At 72.9% G+C, this 25,700-nt stretch carries 25 protein-coding genes; 13 read left to right on the top strand and 12 right to left on the bottom strand.

Annotated elements, in window-relative coordinates:
* Positions 1 to 85 precede the first annotated feature (85 nt).
* Complete coding sequence (locus AWH51_RS08670; RefSeq protein WP_063071683.1) at positions 86 to 712, top strand: MerR family transcriptional regulator; 627 nt, start codon at positions 86 to 88, stop codon at positions 710 to 712.
* Positions 709 to 1,734, top strand: coding sequence for a hypothetical protein (locus tag AWH51_RS08665; protein ID WP_063071682.1), 1,026 nt, complete (start codon positions 709 to 711; stop codon positions 1,732 to 1,734). The genes AWH51_RS08670 and AWH51_RS08665 overlap by 4 nt, the downstream gene beginning before the upstream one ends.
* Here the strand turns inward: AWH51_RS08665 and AWH51_RS08660 are convergent.
* The 3 genes from AWH51_RS08660 to AWH51_RS08650 are packed head-to-tail and all read right to left on the bottom strand — an operon-like array spanning position 1,683 to position 3,560.
* The gene (locus AWH51_RS08660) at positions 1,683 to 1,955 is read right to left on the bottom strand and encodes a PTS sugar transporter subunit IIB (RefSeq protein WP_063071681.1); all 273 of its coding nucleotides are present in this window, start codon (positions 1,953 to 1,955) and stop codon (positions 1,683 to 1,685) included. The two genes, AWH51_RS08665 and AWH51_RS08660, sit on opposite strands and share 52 nt — an antisense overlap.
* A complete protein-coding gene (locus AWH51_RS08655) occupies positions 1,952 to 2,401 on the bottom strand; it encodes a PTS sugar transporter subunit IIA (RefSeq protein ID WP_063071680.1) in 450 nt (149 codons plus the stop codon). The genes AWH51_RS08660 and AWH51_RS08655 overlap by 4 nt, the downstream gene beginning before the upstream one ends.
* A gap of 49 nt (positions 2,402 to 2,450) precedes the next feature.
* On the bottom strand, positions 2,451 to 3,560 hold the full coding sequence (locus AWH51_RS08650) for an adenosine deaminase (protein ID WP_063071679.1): 1,110 nt from the start codon (positions 3,558 to 3,560) through the stop codon (positions 2,451 to 2,453).
* Positions 3,561 to 3,661: 101 nt separating this feature from the next.
* On the opposite strand from AWH51_RS08650, the gene AWH51_RS08645 reads away from it, so the two are divergent.
* Entirely contained in the window at positions 3,662 to 4,597 is a 936-nt protein-coding gene (locus tag AWH51_RS08645) for a nucleoside hydrolase (protein WP_063071736.1), read from the top strand.
* Positions 4,598 to 4,653: 56 nt separating this feature from the next.
* Here AWH51_RS08645 and AWH51_RS08640 read toward each other — a convergent pair whose 3' ends face one another.
* From AWH51_RS08640 to AWH51_RS08605, 8 genes are all read right to left on the bottom strand, one after another.
* The gene (locus AWH51_RS08640) at positions 4,654 to 5,952 is read right to left on the bottom strand and encodes a thymidine phosphorylase (protein WP_063071678.1); all 1,299 of its coding nucleotides are present in this window, start codon (positions 5,950 to 5,952) and stop codon (positions 4,654 to 4,656) included.
* Positions 5,949 to 6,380 (bottom strand): cytidine deaminase, encoded by a 432-nt coding sequence (locus tag AWH51_RS08635; protein ID WP_063071677.1) that lies wholly within the window; start codon positions 6,378 to 6,380, stop codon positions 5,949 to 5,951. The genes AWH51_RS08640 and AWH51_RS08635 overlap by 4 nt, the downstream gene beginning before the upstream one ends.
* A complete protein-coding gene (locus AWH51_RS08630; RefSeq protein WP_081235005.1) occupies positions 6,377 to 7,684 on the bottom strand; it encodes an ABC transporter permease in 1,308 nt (435 codons plus the stop codon). Before AWH51_RS08630 ends, AWH51_RS08635 begins: the two co-directional genes overlap by 4 nt.
* Positions 7,681 to 9,063 carry an ABC transporter permease gene (locus tag AWH51_RS08625; protein ID WP_175345498.1) on the bottom strand — a complete coding sequence of 461 codons (1,383 nt, stop codon included), beginning with the start codon at positions 9,061 to 9,063 and terminating at the stop codon, positions 7,681 to 7,683. The genes AWH51_RS08630 and AWH51_RS08625 overlap by 4 nt, the downstream gene beginning before the upstream one ends.
* A complete protein-coding gene (locus AWH51_RS08620) occupies positions 9,060 to 10,601 on the bottom strand; it encodes an ABC transporter ATP-binding protein (RefSeq protein WP_063071676.1) in 1,542 nt (513 codons plus the stop codon). The genes AWH51_RS08625 and AWH51_RS08620 overlap by 4 nt, the downstream gene beginning before the upstream one ends.
* Positions 10,602 to 10,682: 81 nt before the next feature.
* Complete coding sequence (locus tag AWH51_RS08615; protein WP_063071675.1) at positions 10,683 to 11,777, bottom strand: BMP family lipoprotein; 1,095 nt, start codon at positions 11,775 to 11,777, stop codon at positions 10,683 to 10,685.
* A 150-nt stretch (positions 11,778 to 11,927) separates the two neighbouring features.
* Positions 11,928 to 13,001, bottom strand: a complete 1,074-nt coding sequence (locus AWH51_RS08610) for a BMP family lipoprotein (protein WP_063071674.1) — start codon at positions 12,999 to 13,001, stop codon at positions 11,928 to 11,930.
* 74 nt (positions 13,002 to 13,075) lie between these two features.
* A complete protein-coding gene (locus AWH51_RS08605; RefSeq protein ID WP_063071673.1) occupies positions 13,076 to 14,197 on the bottom strand; it encodes a mannose-1-phosphate guanylyltransferase in 1,122 nt (373 codons plus the stop codon).
* Between the two features lie 117 nt (positions 14,198 to 14,314).
* Here AWH51_RS08605 and AWH51_RS08600 point away from each other — a divergent pair, with 117 nt between their 5' ends.
* The 5 genes from AWH51_RS08600 (at position 14,315) to AWH51_RS08580 (ending at position 19,216) form a co-directional block, all read left to right on the top strand.
* Complete coding sequence (locus tag AWH51_RS08600) at positions 14,315 to 15,490, top strand: glycosyltransferase family 4 protein (protein WP_063071734.1); 1,176 nt, start codon at positions 14,315 to 14,317, stop codon at positions 15,488 to 15,490.
* Between the two features lie 149 nt (positions 15,491 to 15,639).
* Positions 15,640 to 16,074 carry a succinate dehydrogenase, cytochrome b556 subunit gene (sdhC, locus tag AWH51_RS08595; protein WP_081235003.1) on the top strand — a complete coding sequence of 145 codons (435 nt, stop codon included), beginning with the start codon at positions 15,640 to 15,642 and terminating at the stop codon, positions 16,072 to 16,074.
* Between the two features lie 2 nt (positions 16,075 to 16,076).
* The gene (locus AWH51_RS08590; protein ID WP_063071672.1) at positions 16,077 to 16,538 is read left to right on the top strand and encodes a succinate dehydrogenase hydrophobic membrane anchor subunit; all 462 of its coding nucleotides are present in this window, start codon (positions 16,077 to 16,079) and stop codon (positions 16,536 to 16,538) included.
* 34 nt (positions 16,539 to 16,572) lie between these two features.
* Positions 16,573 to 18,396 (top strand): succinate dehydrogenase flavoprotein subunit, encoded by a 1,824-nt coding sequence (gene sdhA / locus AWH51_RS08585; protein ID WP_063071671.1) that lies wholly within the window; start codon positions 16,573 to 16,575, stop codon positions 18,394 to 18,396.
* A gap of 58 nt (positions 18,397 to 18,454) precedes the next feature.
* Complete coding sequence (locus AWH51_RS08580) at positions 18,455 to 19,216, top strand: succinate dehydrogenase iron-sulfur subunit (RefSeq protein ID WP_063071670.1); 762 nt, start codon at positions 18,455 to 18,457, stop codon at positions 19,214 to 19,216.
* Positions 19,217 to 19,308: 92 nt separating this feature from the next.
* Here the strand turns inward: AWH51_RS08580 and ptsP are convergent, their stop codons facing one another.
* Complete coding sequence (gene ptsP / locus AWH51_RS08575; RefSeq protein ID WP_081235001.1) at positions 19,309 to 20,964, bottom strand: phosphoenolpyruvate--protein phosphotransferase; 1,656 nt, start codon at positions 20,962 to 20,964, stop codon at positions 19,309 to 19,311.
* 122 nt (positions 20,965 to 21,086) lie between these two features.
* On the opposite strand from ptsP, the gene AWH51_RS08570 reads away from it, so the two are divergent.
* From AWH51_RS08570 to AWH51_RS08550, 5 genes are all read left to right on the top strand, one after another.
* Positions 21,087 to 22,214 carry a YihY/virulence factor BrkB family protein gene (locus AWH51_RS08570; RefSeq protein WP_063071669.1) on the top strand — a complete coding sequence of 376 codons (1,128 nt, stop codon included), beginning with the start codon at positions 21,087 to 21,089 and terminating at the stop codon, positions 22,212 to 22,214.
* A gap of 10 nt (positions 22,215 to 22,224) precedes the next feature.
* Complete coding sequence (locus AWH51_RS08565) at positions 22,225 to 23,070, top strand: exodeoxyribonuclease III (RefSeq protein ID WP_063071668.1); 846 nt, start codon at positions 22,225 to 22,227, stop codon at positions 23,068 to 23,070.
* A 68-nt stretch (positions 23,071 to 23,138) separates the two neighbouring features.
* Entirely contained in the window at positions 23,139 to 24,149 is a 1,011-nt protein-coding gene (gene trpS, locus AWH51_RS08560; protein WP_063071667.1) for a tryptophan--tRNA ligase, read from the top strand.
* Positions 24,146 to 24,967: an HAD family hydrolase gene (locus AWH51_RS08555; protein ID WP_063071666.1), complete on the top strand. Its 822-nt coding sequence runs from the start codon at positions 24,146 to 24,148 to the stop codon at positions 24,965 to 24,967. Before trpS ends, AWH51_RS08555 begins: the two co-directional genes overlap by 4 nt.
* A 308-nt stretch (positions 24,968 to 25,275) precedes the next feature.
* Positions 25,276 to 25,700, top strand: a 425-nt coding sequence (locus tag AWH51_RS08550; protein ID WP_254654522.1) for a bifunctional diaminohydroxyphosphoribosylaminopyrimidine deaminase/5-amino-6-(5-phosphoribosylamino)uracil reductase RibD, incomplete at its 3' end; no start/stop codon positions are given.

Below are 25,700 nucleotides of genomic sequence, written 5' to 3'. Positions count from 1 at the left end.
GAGGATCCGCGGGCCGCTCGCCGGCCCGCGGATCTTCTTCCGCCGGCCACTGGTAGTGACGCTATCAGTGCGCTAGCCTCGCGGCATGCGCATCACCGAGCTCGCCGCCGCCACGGGCGTCCCCGCGGCCACCGTCAAGTACTACGTCCGCGAGGGCCTGCTGCCGGCGGGCACCCGCGTGAGCGACAACCGCACGGACTACGACGACGAGCACGCGCGCCGGGTCCGGTTGATCCGCGCCCTCATCGAAGTGGGCCGGCTGCCCGTCGCGCGGGCCCGCGAGGTCCTCGCCGTGCTCGACGACGACGACCGCCGCGTGCAGGACGTCTTCGCGGTCGCGCAGGATGCGCTGACCCACGGCCCGCCGCCGGCGGACGCGCCCGCGCCCGACGCGCTCGCCCGGATCGACGCGGTCACGGAGGAGGCCGGCTGGTGCGTCCTCGACGGGCACGCCGGCCGCGCCCAGGCGGCGCGGGCGGTGGACGCCTTCGCCCGCTCCGGGCATCCGATGGAGGACGGCTACCTGGCGCGCTACGCGGAGGCCGCGGGGGTGCAGGCCGAGGCGGACCTCGCCGCCGTGCGCGCCCGGCCCGACCGCACCGCGATGGCCGAGCTCATGGTCGTCGGCACCGTGCTGGGAGACGAGCTGGCCGCCGGGCTCCGGCGCATCGCGCAGGCGACCGTCGCGATGCCGGCGGGGGCCGCGTCGTGATCCGCCGCGCCGTCGGGTGGCACCGGCCGCTCATGACGGTGGCCGCGCTCATGGTCGTGGTCGCCGCCGTCTGCGTCGTGGGACGCGTGGTCGACGACCGCCTCGTGGCGGGCGCGCCCGTCTGGGACAAGCCCGCCAAGTTCGCGCTGTCGATCCTCGTCTACGCCGTGTCCTGGGCCTGGCTCATCGCGCACCTCCCCCGCTTCCGGCGGCCCGCGCACGTGCTCGGCACGGTGGTCGCGGTCGCGCTCGTCGTCGAGCAGGCGGTCATCGTGGGCGCGGCGGCCGCCGGGACGACGAGCCACTTCAACATCGCGACGCCGCTCGCGACCGTGCTCTGGGGCGTCATGGCCACGTCGATCACCGTGCTGTACCTCTGCACGTTCGTCACGAGCATCGCGGTCCTGCGGCTCCGGCTGCCCGACCCGGCGCTCACGCTCGGGATCCGCGCCGGCGCGCTCATCGCGCTCGTGGGCATCGGCCTCGCGTACCTCATGACCTCGCCGACCGCCGCCCAGCTCGCCGACTTCCACGGCGTGGCCGGAGCGCACGCGGTGGGCGAGGCGGACGGCGGTCCCGGGCTCCCCGTGCTCGGCTGGAGCACGACGGCAGGCGATCTGAGGATCCCGCACTTCATCGGCATGCACGCGCTCCAGCTGCTGCCGGTGGCGGCGCTGCTGCTCGGGCTGGCGGGGCGGCGGATCCCGGCGCTCGCGCCCGACCGCGTGCGCGTGCGGCTGACGGCGATCGCGGCGGTCGCGTACCTCGCGGTGGTCGCGCTCGTCACCGCGCAGGCGCTCGCGGGGCAGCCGATCACCGCGCCGTCGCCCGCGGTGCTCGCGGCCGGCGCGGGGATCGCCGGGATGTCGCTCCTGGCGGCCGGGATCGCGATCGCGCGCGGGGGCGCGGCTCCCCCGGCGACGGCCGGTCGGGCGACGGCTCCGACCCCGACGGATCGGCAGGGCGCGGATCAGCCGAGCGCGGCGTCGAGCTTGGCGGAGATCTCCTCCAGGTCGAAGTAGTTCTCGATGACGACGATGTCGGCGTAGGTCGGGCCGATCCGGTCGACGAGCTCGGGCGACGTGAGGATGACCTGCGCGTCCTCGCCGATCGTCGCGACGCTCGCGAGGTCGGCCGCCGTGACTTCCGCCTCGATGCCGAGGCGCGCGAGCGCCCGCTCGGCGTTCACCTTGAGGATCCCGGACGTGCCGATCCCCACCCCGCAGATCGCGACGACCTTCATGCGTCCTCCTCGCCGGCCATGACGCGCCGGACCTCCTCGACCGTGGTGGCGGCGCGCAGCCGCGGGATCGCGGTGGCGTCGTTGAAGATGTTGGCCATGTCCGCGACCGACGTGACGTGCCGGTCGACCGTGGTGACCGCGAGCCCGACGATGACGTCGACGGGGTCGTTGTGGGCGTGCCCGAACGACACCGGCTCTCGCAGCGTGACGACCGCGAGGCCGTCCGCGAGGGTCTCCGGGCCCGGCCGCGCGTGCGCCAGGGCGAGGCCGGGCGCGATGACGACGTAGGCGCCGAACTCCTCGATGACCCGGATCATGGCGTCGGCGTAGTCGGACGTGGCCGAGCCCGAGCGCACCAGCGCGTCGCCCGCGAGGCGCACGGCGGCGCGCCAGTCGGCGGCCTCGGCGCGGAGCGTGACGGCGTCGTCCGGGAGCGGTGGGAGCACGTGCGGCCTCTCTGGTGCGGGCGGGCGATGACGGGCCGACGGCCCCGGGCTACAGGCGGGCGAACCCGTCGGAGACGATGTCGGCGAGCGCCTCGCGCTCCTCCAGCGGGAGGAAGGCCGCGGCCGCCGCGTTGAGCTGGAACACCTCGTGGTCGTCGAGGTCGTAGGCGAACGCGTCCGTGAGGAGCGCGAGCTCGCGGCTGATGCTCGTGCCGCTCATGAGGCGGTTGTCGGGGTTCACCGTGACGGCGAAGCCGAGCTGGTAGAGCAGGTCGAACGGGTGGTCGACCATCTGGTCGCCCCACGCCTCGATGGCGCCGGTCTGCAGGTTCGACGACGGGCTGAGCTCGAGCGGGATGCCGCGGTCCTTCACCCACTGCGCGAGCGTGCCGAGCGTGACGAAGACGTCCTCGCCCTCCTCGCTGTCGATCTCGATGTCCTCCGCGATGCGCACGCCGTGGCCGAGGCGGAGCGCCCGGCCGTCGAGCAGCGCGCCGCGGATGGACTCGAGGCCGTCGGCCTCGCCCGCGTGGATGGTGCGGGGCATCCACTCCCGCGCGAGCAGGTCGAATGCGCCCTGCAGGCGGGACGGCGGGAAGCCCGCCTCGGGTCCGGCGATGTCGAACCCGACGACGCCGCGGTCGCGGTGGCGGACGGCGAGCTCGGCGATCTCGGTGCCGCGGTCGAGGTGGCGCATGGCGCTCACGAGCTGGCCGACGCGGATGGAGCCGCCCGCCGCCTCGACGCCCTCCTCGATGCCCGCCTGCACGGCCTCGACGACCGCGTCGAGCGAGAGGCCCGTGGTGAGGTGCTGCTCGGGTGCCCAGCGGATCTCGCCGTAGACGACGCCGTCCTCCGCGAGGTCCTCGACGAACTCGCGCGCGACGCGGGCGAGGTTCTCCTCGGTCTGCATGACCGCGATGGTGACGTCGAACGTCTTCAGGTAGTCGACGAGGGATCCGGAGTCGGCGCTGGTGCGGAACCACTCGCCGAGCGCGTCCGCGCCCGTCGCGGGCAGCTCGAGGCCGATCTGGTCGGCGATGTCGACGATCGTGGCGGGGCGGAGGCCGCCGTCGAGGTGGTCGTGAAGGGAGACCTTGGGGAGGTCGCGGTACGACCCTCCGCCGGGCAGCGTGGAGTCCTCGGGAGCGATCGTCATGGGACGAATCTACTAGCCTCGACGAGGCCCGCGACGAGGTCGTGAGCACACTCATCATCGGGGCGCGAGGCATCGTGCCGCCCGAGCAGCCGGAGGACCCCGTGCCCGTCAAGATCCTGATCGACTGCGACCCCGGGCACGACGACGCGCTCGCGCTCATGCTCGCGCACGGGAGCCCCGAGGTGGAGCTCGTCGGCATCACCACCGTCGCCGGCAACCAGACGCTGGACAAGGTGACGCGCAACGCGCTCGCGGTCGCGACCGTCGCCGGGATCCGCGGCGTTCCCGTCGCCGCCGGCTGCGCGCGCCCGCTCGTGCGGCCCGTGATGACGGCGCCGGAGATCCACGGCGAGACCGGGCTCGACGGGCCCGAGCTGCCGGAGCCGACCGTGGCGCTCGACCCGCGACACGCGGTGGACCTCATCATCGAGACGGTGATGTCGCACGCGCCCGGCGAGATCACGCTCGTGCCGCTGGGCGCGCTCACCAACATCGCCCTCGCCGTGCGCCGGGAGCCGCGCATCGTCGAGCGCGTGAAGGAGGTGGTGCTGATGGGCGGCGGCTACCACCACGGCAACCGCACGGCCGTGGCGGAGTTCAACGTCGCGGTCGACCCGGAGGCCGCGCACATCGTCTTCGGCGAGGCGTGGCCCGTGACGATGGTCGGACTCGACCTCACGTACCAGGCGACGGCGACCCCGGAGGTCATGGCGCGCATCGCGGCCCTCGGCACGCCGGCCGCGCGCTTCGTCGTCGACTCGATGGAGTCGTACGGTCGCGCGTACCACGACCGGCAGGACTTCCCGAGCCCGCCCGTGCACGACCCGTGCGCGGTGGCGCGCGTCATCGACCCGCGGATCGTCTCGGTGCGGCGCGCGCCGATCTCGGTGGAGCTCACGGGCACGCACACGACGGGCATGACGGTGGCGGACCTCCGCCGCCCCGCGCCCGCGGACTGCACGACGCAGGTGGCGGTCGACCTCGACCACGCCGCGTTCTGGGACGTGGTGGTGGACGCGCTGGAGCGCATCGGCTGAGGCCGGGGCAGTCCGGCCCGGCCTGGGTCGCGGCACGGCGACCGGCCGGCCCCGGGTCAGCCCTCGGCGGTGATGCGCTCCCGCACGAGCGGGCCGCGGGCGACGAACTCGTCCGGGTCGCCGACGCGGTAGGCGCCCTCGAGCGACTCCAGCGCCCGGGCGAACCGCTCCGGCTCGTCGGCGGACAGGGTGAACAGCGGATCGCCATGGCGGACGCGGTCCCCCGGCTTCGCGTGCAGGTCGACGCCCGCGGCGTGCTGGACGGCGTCGCCCTGGCGCGCGCGTCCGGCGCCGAGGCGCCAGGCGGCGATGCCGAACGGGAGCGCGTCCTGCCGCACGAGCACGCCGTCGCGCTCCGCGGTGACCACGTGCGTCTCGCGCGCGACGGGCAGCGCGGCGTCCGGATCCCCGCCCTGCGCGCGCACGGTCGCGCGCCACGAGTCCATGGCGCGGCCGTCGCGGAGGGCGTCCTCGACGTCGGCGTCCGGGATCCCGACCGCGGCGAGCATCTCCCGCGCGAGCGCGACCGTGAGCTCCACGACGTCGGCCGGACCGCCGCCCGCGAGCACCTCGACGGACTCGCGCACCTCGTTGGCGTTGCCGATGGCGAGGCCGAGCGGCACGTCCATGTCGGTGAGGAGCGCGGTCGTGCGCACCCCCGCGTCCGTGCCGAGCTCGACCATGGTGCGTGCGAGCTCGCGCGACCGGTCGATGTCGGTCATGAAGGCGCCGCCGCCGAACTTCACGTCGAGCACGAGGGCGCCCGTGCCCTCCGCGATCTTCTTGCTCATGATGCTGGACGCGATGAGCGGGATCGCCTCGACCGTGCCCGTGGTGTCGCGGAGCGCGTAGAGCCGCTTGTCCGCGGGGGCGAGCCCGCTGCCGGCCGCGCAGACCACGCCGCCGTGATCCTTCATCTGCTGCACCATCTCCTCGGTGGAGAGGTCGGCGCGCCAGCCCGGGATCGACTCGAGCTTGTCGAGCGTGCCGCCCGTGTGGCCGAGTCCGCGGCCGGAGAGCTGCGGCACGGCGACGCCGTAGGAGGCGACCAGCGGCATGAGCGGGAGGGTGATCTTGTCGCCCACGCCGCCCGTGGAGTGCTTGTCGACCGTGGGCTTGCCGAGCCCCGAGAAGTCGAGCGTCTCGCCGCTCGCGATCATGGCGAGGGTGAGGTCGCGGATCTCCGCGCGGTCCATGCCGCGGAGCAGGATCGCCATCGCGAGCGCGGCCATCTGCTCGTCCGCCACGTAGCGGTCGGTGTACGCAGCGACCAGCCAGTCGATCTCGGCGGTCGAGAGCCGACCGCCGTCGCGCTTGGCGCGGATCAGGTCGACGACGTCGAACGCGGCGCTCACGACCGGCTCCCGTAGGCGTCCAAGGTGCTCGGCCCGAAGGCGTCGGGCAGCACCTCGTCGATCGTGCGGATGCCCGAGACGGTCTCCAGCAGCATGCCCGGCACCGCGTGCTCGAACAGCAGCTGACGGCAGCGCCCGCACGGCATGAGGATGTTGCCGTCGCCGTCCACGCACGTGAAGGCGACGAGCTGGCCGCCGCCCGTGAGGTGCAGCACGGAGACGAGCGCGCACTCGGCGCAGAGGGTGAGGCCGTAGGACGCGTTCTCCACGTTGCAGCCCGTGATGACCCGGCCGTCGGTGGCGATGGCGGCGACGCCCACGGGGAACCTCGAGTACGGGACGTACGCCCGGCCCATGGCCTCGTGCGCCGCCTCGCGGAGCGATCCCCAGTCGATGCCGCCCGACTCCACGGGCTCCGCGCCGCTCACGACTTCACGTAGGGCTTGCCGGCCGCGGCGGGGCCGCGCACCTGCCCCACGAGTCCGGCGACCGCGGCGATGGTCACGACGTACGGCAGCATCAGCATGAACTCGCTCGGCACGGGCGACCCGATGACGCCGAGGACGTTCTGCAGGTTGCTCGCGAAGCCGAACAGGAGGGCCGCGAGCGTGGCGCGCAGCGGATCCCACCGGCCGAAGATGACCGCGGCCAGCGCGATGAAGCCCGCGCCGGCGGTCATCTCCTTGTTGAACGCGCCCACGGAGCCGAGCGTGAAGAACGCGCCGCCGAGACCCGCGATGGCCCCCGCGAGGGACACGTTCCAGAACCGGGTGCGCGCGACCTTGATGCCCACGGTGTCGGCCGCCTGCGGGTGCTCGCCCACCGCGCGGAGGCGCAGGCCCCAGCGGGTGTGGAACAGGCAGTACCAGACGAGGAAGACGGCCACGTACATGAGGTAGACGATGATCGTCTGCCGGAACAGCACCGGGCCGATGATGGGGATCTGGCCGAGCAGCGGGATGTCGATCCGGTCGAACCGCGGCGGCGAGTTGAGCCGCTCGGGGTCGGCCGAGAGCACCTGCGAGAAGAGGAAGCTCGTGAGGCCGGTGACGAGCACGTTGAGCACCACGCCGACGATCACCTGGTCGACCAGGTACTTGATCGCGAAGGCCGCGAGCACGAACGACACCAGCATGCCGGCCACCATCGCCGAGGCGAGGCCGATGAGCGGCTGGCCCGTGATCGACGCCACGACCGCCGAGACGAAGGCGCCGGCGAGCAGCTGCCCCTCGATGGCGACGTTGACGACGCCGACGCGCTCCGAGAGCACGCCGCCGAGCGCGCCGAAGATGAGCGGCACCGACAGCGCGACCGTGCCCACGAGGAGCCCGGGCACGGGGATCGTCTGGCCGGCGGACGCCCAGGTGAGGAACGCCACGAGGAACAGCACGGCGAAGACGGCCGTGAGCCACAGCGGCACCTTCGCCGCGCGGCGCACCAGCAGGGCCGCGACGACCGTGAGCGCCGCGAGGGCGACGGTCACGACCACGCCGGTCGCGGCGGTCGGCAGCACGACCGGGGCGAGCTGGATGAGGTCCGTCCCCGTCGAGAGGCCGAACGTGCTCGAGCCCTCCCGGCCGAGGAGCACGAAGAGGACCAGGGAGATGAGCGTGAAGATCCCGAACGCGACGGGGGCCTTCCAGCTGGTCGCCACGGAGCGCTCGAGGGCCGCGGCAGCCGGATCCTGGGGCGCGGGCGTCGGGGCGGGGGTGGTGGGGGTCGTCGCGGTCACGATGCCGTCGCCGCCTTCCGGATCCGGGTGGTGCGACGCGCCTGGCCCGGCGCGGGGAGGCGGAAGACCGCCCGCACGAGCGGGGGCGCCGCGATGAACAGGACGATGAGCGACTGGACGACCACGACGATGTCGATGGGCACGCCCTCGGCCGCCTGCATCGAGAAGCCGCCGGCCTTGAACGCGCCGAACAGGATCCCGGCGACGAAGACGCCCCAGGGCCGGCTGCGGCCGAGCAGCGCCACCGTGATGGCGTCGAAGCCGATGCCCGCGTCGATCCCCGAGCTGAAGCCCGTGGTGACGGTGCCGAGCACCTGGCTCGCCCCGGCGAGGCCCGCGAGCCCGCCGGAGATGAGCATCGCGTAGAGGTAGGAGTTCTTGACGTCGATGCCCGCGACGCGCGCCGCGCTCGGGTTCTCGCCCACCGCGCGGAAGCGGAATCCGAGGCCGGAGCGGTTGAGCAGGTACCAGACCAGCACCGTCGCGAGGACGACCACGAGGAAGCCCGCGTGCAGCGAGTAGCCGTCGCCGAGGAGGGCGGGGAAGACCGCGCTGTCCTTCATGCCCGGGGTCTTCGGGTTGTTCGACCCGGGCGCCTGGAGGAGGCCCGGGGTCCGCAGCAGGTAGGAGAGGAGGTAGAAGGCGACGTAGTTGAGCATGATCGTGACGATCACCTCGTGCGCGCCCGTGCGCGCCTTGAGGAGCCCGACGATCCCGCCCCAGAGCGCGCCACCGAGGATGCCCGCGCCCACCGCGAGCACGAGGTGCAGCGCGGGCGGCATGTCGAAGCTGAAGCCGACCCAGCCGGCGCACGCCGCGGCGATGAGCATCTGGCCGCGCGCGCCGATGTTGAACAGGCCCACGCGGAACGCGAGCGCGACGCCGAGTCCGGCCGCGATGAGCGGGGTCGCGAAGGTCAGCGTCTCCGTGAGCGGCTTGATGCCGTTCGCGAAGCCCGGGCGGCGGAAGTTGTAGATCGAGCCCTGGAAGAGCGCGGAGTAGGCGCCCGACGCGGCGTCCCACGCCGCGCTCAGCGTGTCGGTGGGGCGCTGGAAGAAGTAGCCGGCGGCCTTCTGCGTCGCCTCGTCGGTGACGGCGATGAGCAGCGCGCCGACGAGGAGCGACAGCACGACCGCGAGCACGGACAGCAGCGCGCTGCCCGACGCGATCTCGCGGAGCACCTGGCCGGCGCGCGATCCCTCGGCCTCGGGCCCGGGGCCGTCGGCGGGGGCGGCGGTGTCCACGGCCGGCACGCCCGCGGGCGCCTCCGAGCGCGTGGGGTCGCCCACCGATCCGGCCTCGCGACCGGACGCGGGCAGCTGTCCGGCGGACGGGTCCGCGGGGCCCTGGCCCTCGGGACGAGTGGTGTCGTCGGTCATGCGGTGCGCCCTCCGGCGGTCGTGGGGGTGGGGACGGATGCGGGGACCTCGCCGGCCATCATCAGGCCGAGCACGTCGCGCGGGGTGTCGCCCGGGACGATGCCGACGATGCCGCCGCGGTACATCACGGCGATGCGGTCGGCCAGCGCCGCGACCTCGTCGAGCTCCGTGGAGACGACGATGACGGGCAGGCCCCGGTCGCGCGTCTCGATGACGCGCGTGTGGACGAACTCGATGGAGCCGACGTCGAGGCCGCGCGTGGGCTGCGCGGCGACGAGGAGCCGCAGCTCCCGGCTGAGCTCGCGGGCGAGCACGACCTTCTGCGCGTTGCCGCCGGAGAGCCGTCCGACGTGCGTGTCGATGCCCTGCGTGCGGATGTCGAACTCGCGCACGCGGTCGCGCGCGAAGGAGTCGAGGTAGGCGAGCTTCAGGGATCCGGCCACCACGAACGGCGGGCTGTCGGACCGGTCGAGCATGAGGTTCTCGGCGATGGTGAACTCGGGGACGAGCCCGTCCTCGTTGCGGTCCTCGGGCACGAAGCCCACGCCCGCGTCGAGCACGCGGCGCACCGAGCGGCCCGTGAGGCGCGTGCCGTCCAGGTCGATGGTGCCGGTGACGCGCGCCTGGAGGCCGAGGATCGCCTCGGTCAGCTCGGTCTGCCCGTTGCCCTGCACGCCGGCGATGGCGAGGATCTCCCCCGCGTGCACCTCGAAGCTCACGCCGTCGACGACGACCTGGCCCGCGGCGTCGACGACCGTGAGGTCGCGCACGACGAGGGCCGCGTCGCCGGGCGTCGCCGGCTCCTTGGCGACCGTGAGCGACACGCTCCGGCCGACCATGAGGGCGGCGAGCTCGGCGTTGCTCGCGGTGGGCTCGGCCTCGCCGACCACCTTGCCGAGCCGGATGACCGTGATGCGGTCCGCGACCTCGCGCACCTCGCGCAGCTTGTGGGTGATGAAGACGATGCCCGTGCCCGCGTCCCGCAGCTGCTTCATGATGACCATGAGCTCGTCGGTCTCCTGCGGCGTGAGCACGGCGGTCGGCTCGTCGAACACGAGCACCTTCGCGTCGCGCGACAGCGCCTTGATGATCTCGACGCGCTGCTGCACGCCCACGGGCAGGTCGTCGACGAGGGCGTCGGGATCCACGTCGAAGCCGAACCGGGCCGAGATCTCGCGCACCTTCGCGCGGGCCGCGGCCAGGTCGAGCCGGCCGCCGGCCTTCGTCTCCTCGTGGCCGAGCATGACGTTCTCCGCGACCGTGAACACGGGGATGAGCATGAAGTGCTGGTGCACCATGCCGATGCCGGCGGCCATCGCATCGCCGGGTCCGGCGAAGCGGGCGACGCGATCGTCGAGGAGGATGTCGCCCTCCTCCGCCTGGTACAGGCCGTAGAGCACGTTCATCAGCGTGGACTTGCCTGCGCCGTTCTCGCCGAGGAGGCAGTGGATCTCCCCGGGCTGGACCACCAGGTCGATGTGGTCGTTGGCGACCAGGGCGCCGAAGCGCTTGGTGATGCCCCGCAGTTCGAGCTTCATCGGATCAATCCGTTCGGTGGGTCGGGTGGACACGCGGCGGGGGGACCGGCGCCTGCCGATCCCCCCGCGGTGCGTTCGATGCTACTTCGTCAGCGACGAGGGCGACTCGACCGTGATCGAGCCGTCGATGATGCCGGCTTTGATCTTCTCGATCTCGCCGGACAGCTCCGACGGGACCTCGGACTCGTAGTCGTGGAACGGGGCGATGTCGACGCCGCCGTTCTCGAGGGTGCCGACGTACGGGGTCGCGTCGAACTTCCCGTCCGCCGCCGTCTTCACGACGTCCTCGACGCCCGCGTCGATGCCCTTGAGCACCGAGGTGAGGAAGAGGTCCTTGAGGTCGGGCGCGCTCTCGTACGCGTCGGAGTCGACGCCCACCATGACGACCTTCTTGTCCCCGGAGTCGCGGATCGCCTGCCCCGCGCTGAGGAAGATCGGGCCGCCGACGGGCATGATGACGTCCGCGCCCTGGTCGATGAGCGTCTGCGCGCTGGTCTTCGCGGCGGGGTTCGCCTCGAACCCGCCGGTGAACGAGCCGGTCTGGCTGGCGACGTCCCAGCCGATGGCCTTGACGTCCTTGCCCTTCTGCTCGTTGTAGTACTTCACGCCGTCGACGAAGCCGTCCATGAAGATGGTGACGGTAGGGATCTGCAGTCCGCCGAAGGTGCCGACCGTGCCGGTCTTCGAGTAGGCCGCCGCCGCGTAGCCCGCGAGGAACGCGGCCTCGCTCGTGTTGAACGTGATGGGCTTCACGTTCGGGGCGTCGATGGTCGCGTCGTCGATGATCGCGTACTCGATGTCGGTGTTGGACGCCGCCGCCTCCTTGGTGGCGTCCGCCAGGAGGTAGCCGACGGTGACGATCAGGCCGCAGCCCTGGTCGGCGAGGTTGGTGAGGTTCGGCGCGAAGTCGGTCTCCGCGGCCGACTCGACGGCGTTCGGCTTGACGAGCCCGAGGTCATCCGCCGCCTTGTTGAGGCCCTCGTAGCCGAGCTGGTTGAACGACTTGTCGTCGAAGCCGCCGGAGTCGGAGACCATGCAGGTGCGCAGGTCGCTCTTCGCGGCGGCGCCCGTGCCTCCCGCGGTCGACTCGGGGGCGGCGCCGCAGCCCGCGAGGATCGCGGTGATGCCGACGGCGGCGAGACCGCCGAGGGCGGCCTTTCGGGTGGTGATGGTCACTGTGGCCTCCAGGTGCAGCCCGGGTCCCCCGGGCGATGTGCGTTCATGTTACCCATGCGCGGGAATGCTCCCGGCGCCCGGATCGGGACCGGGGGCGCAAGCGTTATCCACTCGCGACGGCCCCGAAACACCGCGGCAACACGGGTCCTGCTACGGCGTCGAGACGGACCGCACCTCGACCTCGCCGGACACGATCCGGGCCTTCAGCGCGTCGAGCTCTGACTGCAGCCCGGCCGGCACCGAGGCGGCGAGGTCGTGGTACCCCGCGAGGCCCACGCCGCCGTTCGCGAGCGTCCCGACGTACGGCTCCGAGGAGAAGGACCCCTTTTGGTCGTCCCCCACGATGTCGACCACGGCCTGCCCGGTGTCCTTGAGCACGCTCGTGAGCAGGAGCGGCCGGTACTCGGCGGGAAGCGTGTCGTAGCCGTCGTTGTCGACCCAGATCAGCTTGCCGCTGCCGTGCGCGAGGATCGCCGACGCGGCACCCTCCCCCACCTGCCCGGCGACCGGCATGATGACGTCCGCGCCCTGGTCGAGCAGGTTCTGCGTGGTGGTCTGGCCCTTCGACACGTCCTCGAAGTCGCCCGTGAAGGTGCCGTCCTGCGCCGCCGCGTCCCAGCCGAGCGCCTGGACGCTCGTGCCGTGGGCCTGGTTGTAGGCGGCGACGCCGTCGACGAAGCCGTCCATGAAGAGGGTGACGGGCGGCTGGTTGCCGCCGCCGAAGGTGCCGACCTTGCCCGTCTGGCTGACGCCCGCCGCGAGGTAGCCCGCGAGGTAGGAGGCCTGAGCGGTGTCGAAGACGAGCGGCTTCACGTTGGGGGCGTCGACGACCTCGTCGACGATCGAGAAGTGCACGTCGGGGTTCTGGGCCGCCGCCGCCGTGGTCGCCTCGGCCAGCTCGTAGCCGACGGTGAGCACGAAGCCGCACCCTGTGCCGACGGCCTGCTGGACGTTCGGCGCCAGGTCGGTCTCGGACGTCGACACGAGCACGTCGGCCTGGATCCCGAGCTCCTGCTCGGCGCGCTGCAGACCCTCCCAGCTCGACTGGTTGAAGGAGCGGTCCTGGAGGCCGCCCGAGTTCGTGACCATCCGGGCGCAGTACCCGCTCGCGGCAGCCGAGGTGGCGCCGGGCTCGGGGGCCGCGCCGCATCCGGCGAGGACCGCGGCGGAGAGGAAGGCGATGGACAGGGAGGCGGCGCGCGCGAGGCGGCGGATGCGGGGCATCCCCGGAATCTAACGGCGCGGCTCTTGGGCCTCTCGGCCGCCGGAAACCCCCGGAGGGGTTCGTTACCCGTTCGTTACAGGACGTCCGTCCCGCCGCTGAGCTTGAGCGCGTCCACCACGCTCTTGACCCGCTGCGCGTTCTCCTTCGTGGTGACGAGGAGCGCGTCCGGGGTGTCGACGACCACGATGTCGCGCACGCCGATGAGGCTGATCACGCGCTTGCTGTTCGCCACCACGATGCCGCTCGACGCGTCGGACAGGACGCGCGCGTCCTCGCCGAGGATCACGAGGTCGGACTTCCGCCCGTTCGAGTGCATCTTGGCCACGGACGCGAAGTCGCCGACGTCGTCCCAGGCGAAGCGGCCGGGGATCACGGCGAGGGCACCGCGCGCGGCCGCGGGCTCGGCGACCGCGTAGTCGATGGCGATCTTCTTGAGGTTGGGCCAGACGCGGTCGACGACGAGGCCGCGGTCGGCGGTATCCCACGCCTCGGCCAGCTCGAGCACGCCCTTCAGCAGCTCCGGCTCCGTGCGGCCGAGCTCCTCGAGCAGGCGGTCCGCGCGCGCGATGAACATGCCCGCGTTCCAGAGGTGCGTGCCGCCCTTCACGTAGCCGCGGGCGACCCCGATGCTGGGCTTCTCCACGAACGAGGCGACCTCGAGGGCGTGCGGCGCCTCCGCGATGCTGAGCGCCTTGCCCGTGTGGATGTAGCCGAACCCCGTGGCGGGCTCGGTGGGCGTGATGCCGATGGTGGTGATGTAGCCGGCGTCCGCCGCGATGACGGCCTCGCGCACGGTGTCGCGGAAGCGGTCGGGGTCGGCGATGACGTGGTCGGCGGCGAATGAGCCGATGATGACGCCCGGCTCCCGGCGCTCGAGGATGGCGGCGGCGAGCGCGATGGCCGCGGTGCTGTCCCGGCCCTCGCTCTCCAGCACGACGTTGAGGTCGGCGAGCTCGGGCAGCTGGGCCTCGACGGCGGCGCGGTGGGCGCGGCCGGTGACGACCATGATCCGGTCCTCGCCGGACAGCGGGGCGAGGCGCTCCCACGTGTCCCGGAGGAGCGTGCGGCCGGATCCGGTGAGGTCGTGCAGGAACTTCGGGGCGTCGGCGCGCGACAGGGGCCAGAGCCGGGAGCCCACTCCCCCAGCGGGGATGACGCTGTAGAAACGGGAGATCGCGCTCGTCTGCTCGGCCATGGGCCCACCCTAGTAGAGGGCCCGGAGCCCGCTGGATGCGCCGAGTTCACGCGCCGGCAAGGGCGCGTTCACGACGCCGCGGGGCCGTATTGGGCGCCGGTGCCTAGCGTCGGCGGCATGCGCGTAGCCGTCGTCAGCGAGAGCTTCCTCCCCACCGTCAACGGCGTCACCACGAGCGTCTGCCGTGTCCTCGAGCACCTGCGGGACCGCGGGCACGAGGTGCTCGTCATCGCCCCCGACGCCGGGGCGCCCGCGGAGTTCGCGGGCTTCCGGGTGCACGGCGTGCCCGCCATCGCCTACCGGCAGTTCCCCGTCGGGATCCCGAACCCCCAGGTGCTGCGCCTCCTGACGGACTTCGCGCCGGACGTGCTGCACGCGGCCTCCCCCCTCTTCCTGGGCGCGCAGGCCATCGCCGCGGCGACCCGCATCGACACCCCGTCGGTGGCCGTGTTCCAGACCGACGTCGCCGGCTACGCGCGGCGCAACGGCCTCGCCGCGACGGCGCCGTACGTGTGGCGGCTGGTGCGATGGATCCACCAGGGCGCCGACCTGACGCTCGCGCCGTCGAGCGCCGCCGCCGCCGACCTCGCCGCCGCGGGCGTCGAGCGCGTCGCACGCTGGGGCCGCGGCGTGGACCTCGACCGCTACCACCCGCGCAACCGGGCGATGGGGGACGCGGTCGCGCTCCGCCGCCGGGTCGCCCCGGACGGCGCGATCGTCGTCGGCTACGTGGGACGGATCGCCCCCGAGAAGCAGCTCGAGCGCCTGCAGGCGCTCCGCGGGCTGCCCGGCGTCCGCTTCCTCATCGCGGGCGACGGCCCGAGCCAGGCCTCCGCCCGACGCGCCCTCGCGGGCATGCCCGTCACGTGGCTCGGGCGGGTGGGAGGACGCGAGCTCGCCGCCGCGTACGCCGCGATGGACGTGTTCGTGCACACGGGCACCGAGGAGACGTTCGGGCAGACGGTGCAGGAGGCGCACGCCTCCGGCCTCCCGGTCGTCGCCCCGCACGCGGGCGGGCCCATCGACCTCGTCGCCCACGGCACCGACGGGTTCCTCTTCGACCCGGCGTCCCCGAGGGACGCGGACCTGCGGCGGCTGGTCGCCGAGCTGACCGCCAGCGAGCCGATGCGCCTCCGCATGGGCGAGGCCGGCCGCCGCGCGGTCCTCGGCCGCTCGTGGGCCACCATCGGCGACGAGCTGATCGGCCACTACGGCCGCGCCGTCTCCGCGCGCCGGTCGTCGCTCGCCTCGGTGGATCCGACGGCGCCCGACGCCGTGCCCGTCGGCGCCTGACACCGCCGCCCGGGCAGCGGGTCGTCCTCGCCGCTTAGGGTCCCCTAACGGGCGACCGCCCGGGACCGGCCGTAGACTCGTCAGGACGCGCAAAGACGGCGCGGAAGGGGCTCCGCCCACGGAGCACCAGCATCAGGGAGGGTCGTTCCGTGTCCATCAAGACGGCAGGAACCCGGGCACCGCAGAGCTCACGCGCACCGAAGGTCCCCGCCGGGACGCTGTACCGGGGCCGCGAGGGCATGTGGTCGTGGGTGCTGCACCGCATCACCGGCGTGTCCATCTTCTTCTTCCTCCTCGTGCACGTGCTCGACACGAGCCTCATCCGGGTCAGCCCCGAGGCGTACAACGCGGTCATCGGCACGTACAAGAACCCCGTCATGGGCATCGGCGAGGTCGCCCTCGTCGGCGCGATCGGGTTCCACGCGCTCAACGGGCTGCGGATCATCCTCATCGACTTCTGGCGCTTCGGCGCCAAGCACCAGCGCCTCATGTTCTACGTGGTCATCGGCCTGTGGGTCGTGCTCATGGCCGGCTTCGTGCCGCGCCACCTCATGAACGTGTTCAGCGAAGCGGGATGGATCTGATCATGAGTGACATCGCACAGCAGGTGAGCATCGAGCGTCCGCGCCAGCCGCGTCCGCGCCCCCAGGGCGGGATCAACTGGGAGAAGTGGGGCTGGATGTACATGCGCGCCTCGGGCGTCGTGCTCGTCGTGCTCATCTTCGGCCACCTCTACGTCAACCTCATCAACGGCGAGGGCATCAAGGCCATCGACTTCGCGTTCGTCGGCGGCAAGCTGTCGGACCCGTTCTGGAAGGTGTGGGACATCGCGCTGCTCTGGCTCGCGGTCATCCACGGCGCCAACGGCATGCGCACGCTCGTCAACGACTACGCCGCGTCGCCCCGCACCCGGACGATCCTCAAGGGCGCGCTCGTCGCGTCCACGGTGGTCCTCATCGTGCTCGGCACGCTCGTGGTCTTCACGTTCGACCCGTGCCCCGCCGGCCAGCCCGCGGACCTCCTGCCCTCCTTCTGCGGCGACATCTGATCCCCGCCGCCCATCCGCCTCGAGAAAGAAGCCCGTGACCACTGACACCGCGACCCCCGGTTCCGAGCCCTCCACGAGCACCATCGTGGACGGCGTCCACTACCACCAGTTCGACATCGTGATCGTGGGTGCGGGCGGCGCCGGCATGCGCGCGGCGATCGAGGCGGGACCGCAGGCGAACACGGCCGTCATCTCGAAGCTCTACCCCACCCGCTCGCACACGGGCGCGGCGCAGGGCGGCATGGCCGCGGCGCTGGCGAACGTCGAGGAGGACAGCTGGGAGTGGCACACCTTCGACACCGTCAAGGGCGGCGACTACCTCGTCGACCAGGACGCGGCGGAGATCCTCGCCAAGGAGGCCATCGACGCGGTCATCGACCTCGAGAACATGGGCCTCCCGTTCAACCGCACGCCCGACGGCAAGATCGACCAGCGCCGCTTCGGCGGCCACACGGCCGACCACGGCAAGAGCCCGGTCCGCCGCTCGTGCTACGCGGCCGACCGCACGGGCCACATGATCCTGCAGACGCTGTACCAGAACTGCGTCAAGTTCGGCATCAACTTCTTCAACGAGTTCTACGTGCTCGACCTCGTCATGGCCGAGGTCGACGGCAAGGAGCAGCCCGCGGGCGTCGTGGCGCTCGAGCTCTCGACCGGCGAGATCCACGTCTTCCAGTCGAAGGCCGTCATCTTCGCCACGGGCGGCTTCGGCAAGATCTACAAGACCACCTCGAACGCGCACACCCTCACGGGCGACGGCGTCGGGATCATCTGGCGCAAGGGCCTGCCGCTCGAGGACATGGAGTTCTTCCAGTTCCACCCGACCGGCCTCGCGGGCCTCGGCATCCTCCTGTCGGAGGCGGCGCGCGGCGAGGGCGCGATCCTCCGCAACAGCGAGGGCGAGCGCTTCATGGAGCGCTACGCCCCCACCATCAAGGACCTCGCGCCCCGCGACATCGTCGCCCGGTGCATGGCCACGGAGATCCGCGAGGGGCGCGGCGCGGGCCCGAACAAGGACTACGTCTACCTCGACATCACGCACCTCGAGCCCGCCGTCATCGACGCGAAGCTCCCGGACATCACCGAGTTCGCGCGCACGTACCTGGGAGTCGAGCCCTACACGGAGCCCGTGCCCGTGCTCCCCACCGCGCACTACGCGATGGGCGGCATCCCCACGAACATCAAGGCCGAGGTCCTCTCGGACAACACGACCGTGGTGCCCGGCCTCTACGCGGCCGGCGAGTGCGCGTGCGTGTCGGTCCACGGATCCAACCGCCTCGGCACCAACTCGCTCCTCGACATCAACGTGTTCGGCAAGCGGGCGGGCAACTACGCGGCCGAGTACGTCAAGACGGTCGACTTCACGCCGCTGCCCGCCGACGCGGCCGACTTCGTGAAGGGCCTCGTCGAGGGTGCGCGGAACTCCAACGGCACCGAGCGCATCTCGACGCTCCGTCGCGAGCTGCAGGAGTCGATGGACCGCAACGCCCAGGTGTTCCGCACCGAGGACACGCTGATCGAGGTCACCAAGGTGATCGCCGACCTGCGCGAGCGGTACACGAACATCCAGGTGCAGGACAAGGGCCAGCGCTTCAACACCGACCTGCTCGAGGCCATCGAGCTCGGCTTCCTGCTCGACCTGGCGGAGGTCGTCGTGTACTCGGCGATGTACCGCAAGGAGAGCCGCGGCGGCCACTTCCGCGAGGACTTCCCCAAGCGGGACGACGAGAACTACATGGTCCACACCATGGCGTACCTCACCGGCGACGCGCACAGCACCGACGCCGGCGACCACATCAAGCTGAGCACGAAGCCCGTGGTCATCACGAACTACCAGCCGATGGAGCGGAAGTACTGACCCGCGGGGTCAGCGCCGCCGCACATCACCGCACCACCTACGGAATAGGAACGCACCCGTGAGCACCGCAACCCTGGACGCACCCCCCGCCGGAGAGGCCTCGGCCATCCCCACCTTCACGGTGACCCTCATCATCCGCCGCTTCATCCCCGGCCAGGACGCCGAGCCGAGGTGGGAGGACTTCGACGTCGAGGTGTACCCGACCGATCGCGTCCTCGACGCGCTGCACAAGATCAAGTGGGAGCAGGACGGGTCGCTGACCTTCCGCCGCTCCTGCGCGCACGGCGTGTGCGGATCCGACGCGATGCGCATCAACGGGCGCAACCGCCTGGCCTGCAAGACGCTCATCAAGGACCTCGACATCGACCAGCCCATCTACGTGGAGGCCATCAAGGGCCTGCCGCTGGAGAAGGACCTCGTCGTCGACATGGAGCCGTTCTTCGAGTCGTTCCGCGACGTGCAGCCCTTCCTCATCTCCAACACGAAGCCGGAGAAGGGCAAGGAGCGGATCCAGTCCGCCGCCGAGCGCGCCCGCTTCGACGACACCACCAAGTGCATCCTGTGCGCCGCGTGCACGTCGTCGTGCCCCGTGTTCTGGACCGACGGCCAGTACTTCGGCCCGGCCGCCATCGTCAACGCGCACCGCTTCATCTTCGACTCGCGCGACGAGTCGAACGTGCGCCTCGACATCCTCAACGACAAGGAGGGCGTGTGGCGCTGCCGCACGACCTTCAACTGCTCCGAGGCGTGCCCGCGCGGCATCCAGGTGACGCAGGCGATCGCCGAGGTCAAGCAGGCGATCATGCGCGGCAAGGCGTAGCGCCGCCGCTCCCCCGCACGCGCACGGCCCCGCCGCTCCTCGGAGCGGCGGGGCCGTCGTCGTGTCCGGGTGCGCGTCGCCCGGGCCGCCGATCAGCGGTCGGCGAGGATCCGCTCGGCGGCGGCGCGCGCCTCCGTGGCCGTGCGCGTGGTGAGCACGGCCTCGGCGGCCGAGCGGGCGTCGTCGAGGGTGCGGCGGCCGAGCTCGAGGCGGACGTCCGCGAGGGCGGCCGGGGTCATCGAGAGGCTCGTCGCGCCGAGGCCCACGAGGACGACGGCGAGGAGCGGATCCGCCGCCGCCTCGCCGCAGATGCCGACGGGCGTGCCGGACGCCCGGCCCGCGTCGCCCAGCGCGCGTACGAGGCGGAGGACGGCCGGGTGCCACGGGTCCTGGTAGGACGCGACGGAGCCGAGCATCCGGTCGGCGGCCATCGTGTACTGCGTGAGGTCGTTGGTGCCGATGCTCACGAAGTCGGCGACCTCGACGACCTGGTCGGCGAGGAGCGCGAGCGACGGCACCTCGGCCATCACGCCGACGGTGCGGAGGCCCAGCTCCCGGCCGAGGTCGACGAACCAGGCGGCCTCCTCGGCGTCGGCGACCATGGGCGCCATGACCCAGAGGTCGGCGTCGGTGGCGGCGTCCGCGGCGGCGAGGGCCGTGAGCTGGTCGCGGAGGATCTCGGGGGCGGCGCGCAGGGCGCGGAGGCCGCGGAGGCCGAGCGCGGGGTTCTCCTCGTGCGCGCCGGTGAGGAACGCGAGCGGCTTGTCGGCGCCGGCGTCGAGCGCGCGGACGACGACCTTGCGGCCGGGGAAGGCCGCGAGGAGGGCCGTGTACTGCACGGTCTGCTCCGCGACGGACGGCGCCTCGGCGGCGTCGAGGAACAGGAACTCGGTGCGGAAGAGGCCCACTCCCTCGGCGCCGAGCTCGACGGCGCGCGCCGCCTCGGCCGGGGATCCGAGGTTGGCGAGGAGCGGGACGGGCGTGCCGTCGGCCAGCGCGCCGTCGGTGAGGGGCGCGGCGAGGGCCTCCTCGCGGGCGCGGATCCGGTCGAGGGCGTCCTGGCGCAGGGCGGCGTCCGGGTGCGCGATCACGACGCCCGCGGCCGCGTCGACGACGACCTCGTCGCCCTCCGCGAGGTCGGCCGCTCCCCTCGCCCCGACGATGGCGGGGATGGAGCGGCTGCGGGCGAGGATCGCGGTGTGGCTGGTGGGGCCGCCGTCCGTGGTGACGAGGGCGAGCACGCGGTCGAGATCGAGGAGCGCGGTGTCGGCGGGCGCGAGGTCGCGCGCGACGAGCACGAAGGGCGCGTCGGCCGTGGGGATGCCGGGCGCGGGCACCCCGCGGAGCCGGGCGATGACGCGCTGGGCGACGTCCGCGAGGTCGGCCGCGCGCTCGGCCATGTAGCCGCCCATGCCCGTGAGGAGCTCCTGGAAGGTGGCGAACGCCTCGAACACGGCGCGCTCACCGGAGCGGCCCTGACCGACGAGGTGGCCGACCGAGTCGAGGAGCGCGGGGTCGCGCGCCATGAGCGACTGGGCGTCGAGCACGTCCTTCGCGTCGCCGCCGGCGCGGGCACCCCGCTCAGCGAGGTCGTCGGCCGTGGCGGCGAGCGCCTCCGAGACCCGGGCGACCTCGGCCGCGGCGTCGCCCGTGAAGGGATCCGTGGTGGGCTCGGGGAGCGGGTCGGGCATCCGCATCACGGACCCGACGGCCACTCCATGTCCGACTCCGATACCGGTGATGCGCACGGGGACTCCTCGCTCGGGTGCGGCCGCGCGCACGGACGGCGTGCGCGGGTGGGCTGTCCGGTGGGGCTGCCGGAACGGCCCGTCCACGCTATCAGGGGCCCGGCGGCCCGTATCCTCGGGGCATGACCGCCCCCGACGGCCGCGGACGGCCCGAGCGCCCCGCACCCGGCTCCCCCGCGACGGGGGCGACGCCGTCCGCCGACGGACCGGCCCCCACCGGCATCCCCGCACTGATCGCCCGGGTCATGGAGCTCAAGCCCGTGCGGGTGTTCCTCGCCTACGGGGCCGCGGGCGGGCCGATCCTCGCCGCCGGCATGTCGTACCAGGCGGTCTTCGCGGTGTTCGCGGCCCTCGCGGTCGGCTTCTCGGTCGCGGGATCCGTGCTGGCGGGCAACCCGGCGCTGCTCGAGTCGCTGCTCACGCTCATCCAGGGCGCGGTGCCCGGGTTGTTCGGCCCGGGCGGGGCGATCAAGGACCCGGAGGCGCTGCTCGCGTCCGATGCGGTGCGGACGACGGGGATCATCGGCTCCATCGGCCTACTGGTCACCGCGCTCGGCTGGCTGGCCTCGACGCGCGACTCCGTGCGCCGCATCTTCCAGCTGCCGCCGCCCACCACGTTCTTCCTGCTCCTCAAGGTGAAGGACCTGGGGCTCGCCCTGGTGTTCGCGCTCGCGATGCTGCTCTCGGCCGCCCTGTCGGTCGTGAGCACGGGCCTCCTGGGCTTCGTCTTCGGCCTCGTGCAGGTGCGCGAGGACTCGCTGCTCGCGATCGTCGTCGGCCGCACCGTGGGCCTCGCGCTCGTGCTCGCGCTCGACACGGCCGTGCTGGCGGGCGCCTACCGGATCCTCTCGGGCGTCCGGATCCCGCGACCGCAGCTCCTGCAGGGCGCGCTCCTCGGCGGCGTCGCCATGGGCGTCCTCAAGGTGCTCGGCACGGCGCTCCTCGGCGGGGCGAGCCGGAACCCGCTGCTCGCGTCGTTCGCGGTGATCATCGGCCTGCTGATCTGGTTCAACCTGATCTGCCAGGTCATCCTGATCTGCGCGTCGTGGATCGCCGTGGGCATGGCCGACAAGGGCATCGACGCGCGCGACCTCACGCCCGAGCAGCTGGAGGAGGAGCGGCTCGCGGAGCTCGACGCGGCCCGCCGGATCCTCGAGGAGGAGGAGCGCGAACGGGCCCGGGAGCGGTACGCCCGGTCGCGCGGGCTGCGACGGGTCCTGCTCCGGCTGCGCGGCGAGCACCGCCGTTAGGATCGAGACCATGCCCTCGAACCTCCGCGTCGCGTCCATCAACACGAACGGCATCCGGGCCGCGTTCCGCAAGGGCATGGGCGACTGGCTCGCCACGCGCGACGTCGACATCCTGGCCATCCAGGAGGTCCGCGCCGAGACGAGCGACATCGAGGGCCTCCTCGGCCCCGAGTGGAACGTGCTGCACGACGCCGCGACCGCCAAGGGCCGCGCGGGCGTCGCCATCGCGAGCCGCCGCCGCGCGGAGATCCACCGCGTCGCGATCGGCGAGGAGGACTTCGACAGCGCGGGCCGCTGGCTCGAGGCCGACTACGACGTGGACGGCACGATCGTCACGGTCGTGAGCGCCTACGTGCACTCCGGCGAGGTCGGCACCCCGAAGCAGGACGAGAAGTGGAGGTTCCTCGACGGGATGGAGCGGCGCCTGCCCGAGATCGCGCGGCACTCCGAGCTCGCCGTCGTCGTGGGCGACCTCAACGTCGGCCACCGCGAGCTCGACATCCGCAACTGGAAGGGCAACGTGAAGCGCGCCGGGTTCCTGCCGCGCGAGCGGGGCTACCTCGACCGGATCCTGGGGCCCGCCGGCGAGGAGGTCCAGGGCGTCGACGGATCCACCGGCCCCGGCCTCGGCTGGGTCGACGTGGGCCGCCAGCAGGCCGGCGAGGTCGACGGCCCCTACACGTGGTGGAGCTGGCGCGGCAAGGCGTTCGACAACGACACCGGCTGGCGCATCGACTACCAGCTCGCGACCCCGGCCCTCGCCGCGAAGGTCACCGGCTACGCGGTCGACCGCGCCGAGGCGTACGACCAGCGATGGTCGGACCACACGCCCGTCGTCGTCGACTACGCCATCTGATCCCCCTCCCCTCTCGCGCCGCATCCGGCGCCCCGAGCGCCTCGCGCTCCCCGAACGAAGGCATCGCCATGACCGCTCGTCCCGTCCTCTTCTCCGGCATGCAGCCGTCCGCCGACTCGCTGCAGATCGGCAACTACATCGGCGCGCTCCTCCAGTGGAAGGAGCTGCAGACCACGCACGACGCCGTGTTCTGCGTCGTCGACCTGCACGCCATCACCGTCCCGCAGGAGCCCGCGGCGCTCCGCGCGAGCACCCGGCGCACGGCGGCGCAGTACATCGCGGCGGGCATCGACCCGGCCGTCTCGACGCTCTTCGTGCAATCGCACGTGTCGGCGCACACCGAGCTGGCGTGGATCCTCAACACGCTCACCGGCTTCGGCGAGGCCAGCCGCATGACCCAGTTCAAGGACAAGTCGCAGAAGCAGGGCGCCGACGCGACGACCCTCGGCCTGTTCGCGTACCCGACGCTCATGGCGGCCGACATCCTGCTCTACGGCACCGAGGTCGTGCCCGTCGGCGACGACCAGAAGCAGCACGTGGAGCTCACCCGCGACCTCGCGAAGCGCTTCAACGGGCGGTTCGGCGACGTCTTCCGGATCCCGGAGCCCATGATCCAGAAGGACACGGCCCGCATCTACGACCTGCAGGACCCGACGTCGAAGATGAGCAAGTCGTCCGCCAGCGACGCGGGCGTGGTGTGGCTGCTGGACGAGCCCGCGAAGACGGCCAAGAAGATCCGCTCGGCCGTCACCGACACGGGCCGCGAGATCCGCTTCGACCGCGGCGAGAAGCCCGGCGTCTCCAACCTGCTGACGATCCTGTCGGCGTTCGAGGGCACGGCCGTGCCGGCGCTCGAGGAGCGCTACGCGGGCCGCGGCTACGGCGACCTGAAGAAGGACGTGGCCGAGGTCGTCACGGGCGTCTTCGAGCCGATCCGCGCCCGGACGCTGGAGCTGCTGGACGACCCGGCGGAGCTCGACCGCGTGCTCGCCGGCAACGCGGCGCGCGCCGAGGAGCGGGCGGACGCGATGCTCAGCCGGGTCTACGACGCCGTCGGCCTGGTGCGGCGCGCCCGATGACCCTGCGGCTGGTCCTGCTCGACCTCGACGACACGCTGGTGGACCACCGCGGCGCCGTGGCGGACGGGATCGCCGCGCACCTCGCCGCGCGGGGGCTGCTGGACGCGTCCGACGCCGTCGCGGTCGACGAGGCGGTGGCGCTCTGGGTCGCGCTCGAGGAGGAGCACTACCACCGGTACCTCGCAGGCGAGCTCGACTACCAGGGCCAGCGGCGGGCGCGCGTGCGCGGGTTCCTCGCCGCGCGCGGATCAGCTGACGCCGACGCCCTCGCGGAGGACGACGCCGCGACGGACGCCTGGTTCGGCGGATACCTCGCCGGCTACGAGGCGTCGTGGCGGGCGCTCCCGGGCGCGCACGAGGCGCTCGACGAGATCGCGCGACGGCACCCGGGCGTGCGCTTCGGCGTCGTGACCAACGGCGAGCGCAGCCAGCAGGAGCCGAAGATCGCCGCGGCCGGGCTCACCGACCGCCTCTCCCCCGTCGTCTGCTCGGGCGACCTGGGCTTCACGAAGCCGGATCCGCGCATCTTCCTGCTCGCGTGCGAGGAGGCGGGCGTGGATCCGGCCGAGGTCGTCATGGTGGGCGACCGGCTCCGCACCGATGCGCTCGGCGCGGCCGACGCGGGCCTCGCGGGCGCCGTCTGGCTCGACCCCGACGCGGGCACGACGGATCCGGCGCGCGACCCCGCGGGCGACCCCGAGCGCGGCTGGCCCGACGTGCCGCCGGAGGACCAGGAGCGGGCGGAGCGCGCGGGCATCGTGCGCATCACCGCGCTCGGGCAGCTCGCCGACGCCGTGGACGCGCTGGCCGGCGCCTGACGCCCTCCCGCACCCGCGCCGCACAGCCGCTCCGCGACGCATCCCGTCATCGGCGGCGGTCCTCCCCGCCCCGTGAGCTAATCTCGAGGGATACACGTGCTCCGGGGTCGGTGGAAATCCGAGCCGGCGGTGACAGTCCGCGAACGGACGATGCGCGACCGGGTCCCCGGGAGCCTCGTCCGCCGATCCGGTGGGAATCCGGGACCGACGGTGAGAGTCCGGATGGGAGGCAGCACGCGGCGCCAGCGACCCTGCCGGCGTCGAGGTCCGTCGACCGCGCCCGGAGTCCATCCACGGACGAGGACACCATGCACGACGACCCGACGGCACCGCACGCCCAGGCGGTGCCGCACGCGCAGGCGGTGAGCGATCCCGCGCTCGCGCGCGCGATGCGCCGCGGCCTCGAGCTCGCCGCCGAGGGTCCCGCCTGGGGACCGAACCCGCGCGTCGGCTGCGTGATCCTCGACGCCCGCGGCCGCGTCATCGCCGAGGGACGCCACCGCGGCGCCGGATCCGCGCACGCCGAGGTCGACGCGCTCCGGCGGCTGCCCGCGGGCGGGGCGCGCGGAGCGACCGCCGTCGTCACGCTCGAGCCCTGCAACCACACCGGCCGCACGGGGCCCTGCGCCGCCGCGCTGATCGAGGCCGGAGTGGCGCGCGTCGCCTACGCCGTCGCCGACCCGGGCGCCGAGTCCTCCGGCGGCGCGGCCCGCCTCCGCGCCGCGGGCGTCGA

Origin of the sequence: Clavibacter tessellarius (assembly GCF_001618005.1) — a bacterium.
Taxonomy (GTDB): Bacteria; Actinomycetota; Actinomycetes; order Actinomycetales; family Microbacteriaceae; genus Clavibacter; species Clavibacter tessellarius_A.
The sequence above is the reverse complement of the archived record's forward strand: the minus strand, read 5'-3'. Positions and strand labels throughout refer to the sequence as shown.

Excerpts from the sequence above, each read along its gene's own strand:
- AWH51_RS08670 (WP_063071683.1), top strand. The coding sequence starts at position 86 with ATGCGCATCACCGAGCTCGCCGCCGCCACGGGCGTCCCCGCGGCCACC.
- AWH51_RS08660 (WP_063071681.1), bottom strand. The coding sequence starts at position 1,955 with ATGAAGGTCGTCGCGATCTGCGGGGTGGGGATCGGCACGTCCGGGATC.
- AWH51_RS08650 (WP_063071679.1), bottom strand. The coding sequence starts at position 3,560 with ATGACGATCGCTCCCGAGGACTCCACGCTGCCCGGCGGAGGGTCGTAC.
- AWH51_RS08625 (WP_175345498.1), bottom strand. The coding sequence starts at position 9,063 with ATGACCGACGACACCACTCGTCCCGAGGGCCAGGGCCCCGCGGACCCG.
- AWH51_RS08620 (WP_063071676.1), bottom strand. The coding sequence starts at position 10,601 with ATGAAGCTCGAACTGCGGGGCATCACCAAGCGCTTCGGCGCCCTGGTC.
- AWH51_RS08610 (WP_063071674.1), bottom strand. The coding sequence starts at position 13,001 with ATGCCCCGCATCCGCCGCCTCGCGCGCGCCGCCTCCCTGTCCATCGCC.
- AWH51_RS08605 (WP_063071673.1), bottom strand. The coding sequence starts at position 14,197 with ATGGCCGAGCAGACGAGCGCGATCTCCCGTTTCTACAGCGTCATCCCC.
- AWH51_RS08600 (WP_063071734.1), top strand. The coding sequence starts at position 14,315 with ATGCGCGTAGCCGTCGTCAGCGAGAGCTTCCTCCCCACCGTCAACGGC.
- AWH51_RS08590 (WP_063071672.1), top strand. The coding sequence starts at position 16,077 with ATGAGTGACATCGCACAGCAGGTGAGCATCGAGCGTCCGCGCCAGCCG.
- AWH51_RS08570 (WP_063071669.1), top strand. The coding sequence starts at position 21,087 with ATGACCGCCCCCGACGGCCGCGGACGGCCCGAGCGCCCCGCACCCGGC.
- AWH51_RS08565 (WP_063071668.1), top strand. The coding sequence starts at position 22,225 with ATGCCCTCGAACCTCCGCGTCGCGTCCATCAACACGAACGGCATCCGG.
- trpS (WP_063071667.1), top strand. The coding sequence starts at position 23,139 with ATGACCGCTCGTCCCGTCCTCTTCTCCGGCATGCAGCCGTCCGCCGAC.
- AWH51_RS08555 (WP_063071666.1), top strand. The coding sequence starts at position 24,146 with ATGACCCTGCGGCTGGTCCTGCTCGACCTCGACGACACGCTGGTGGAC.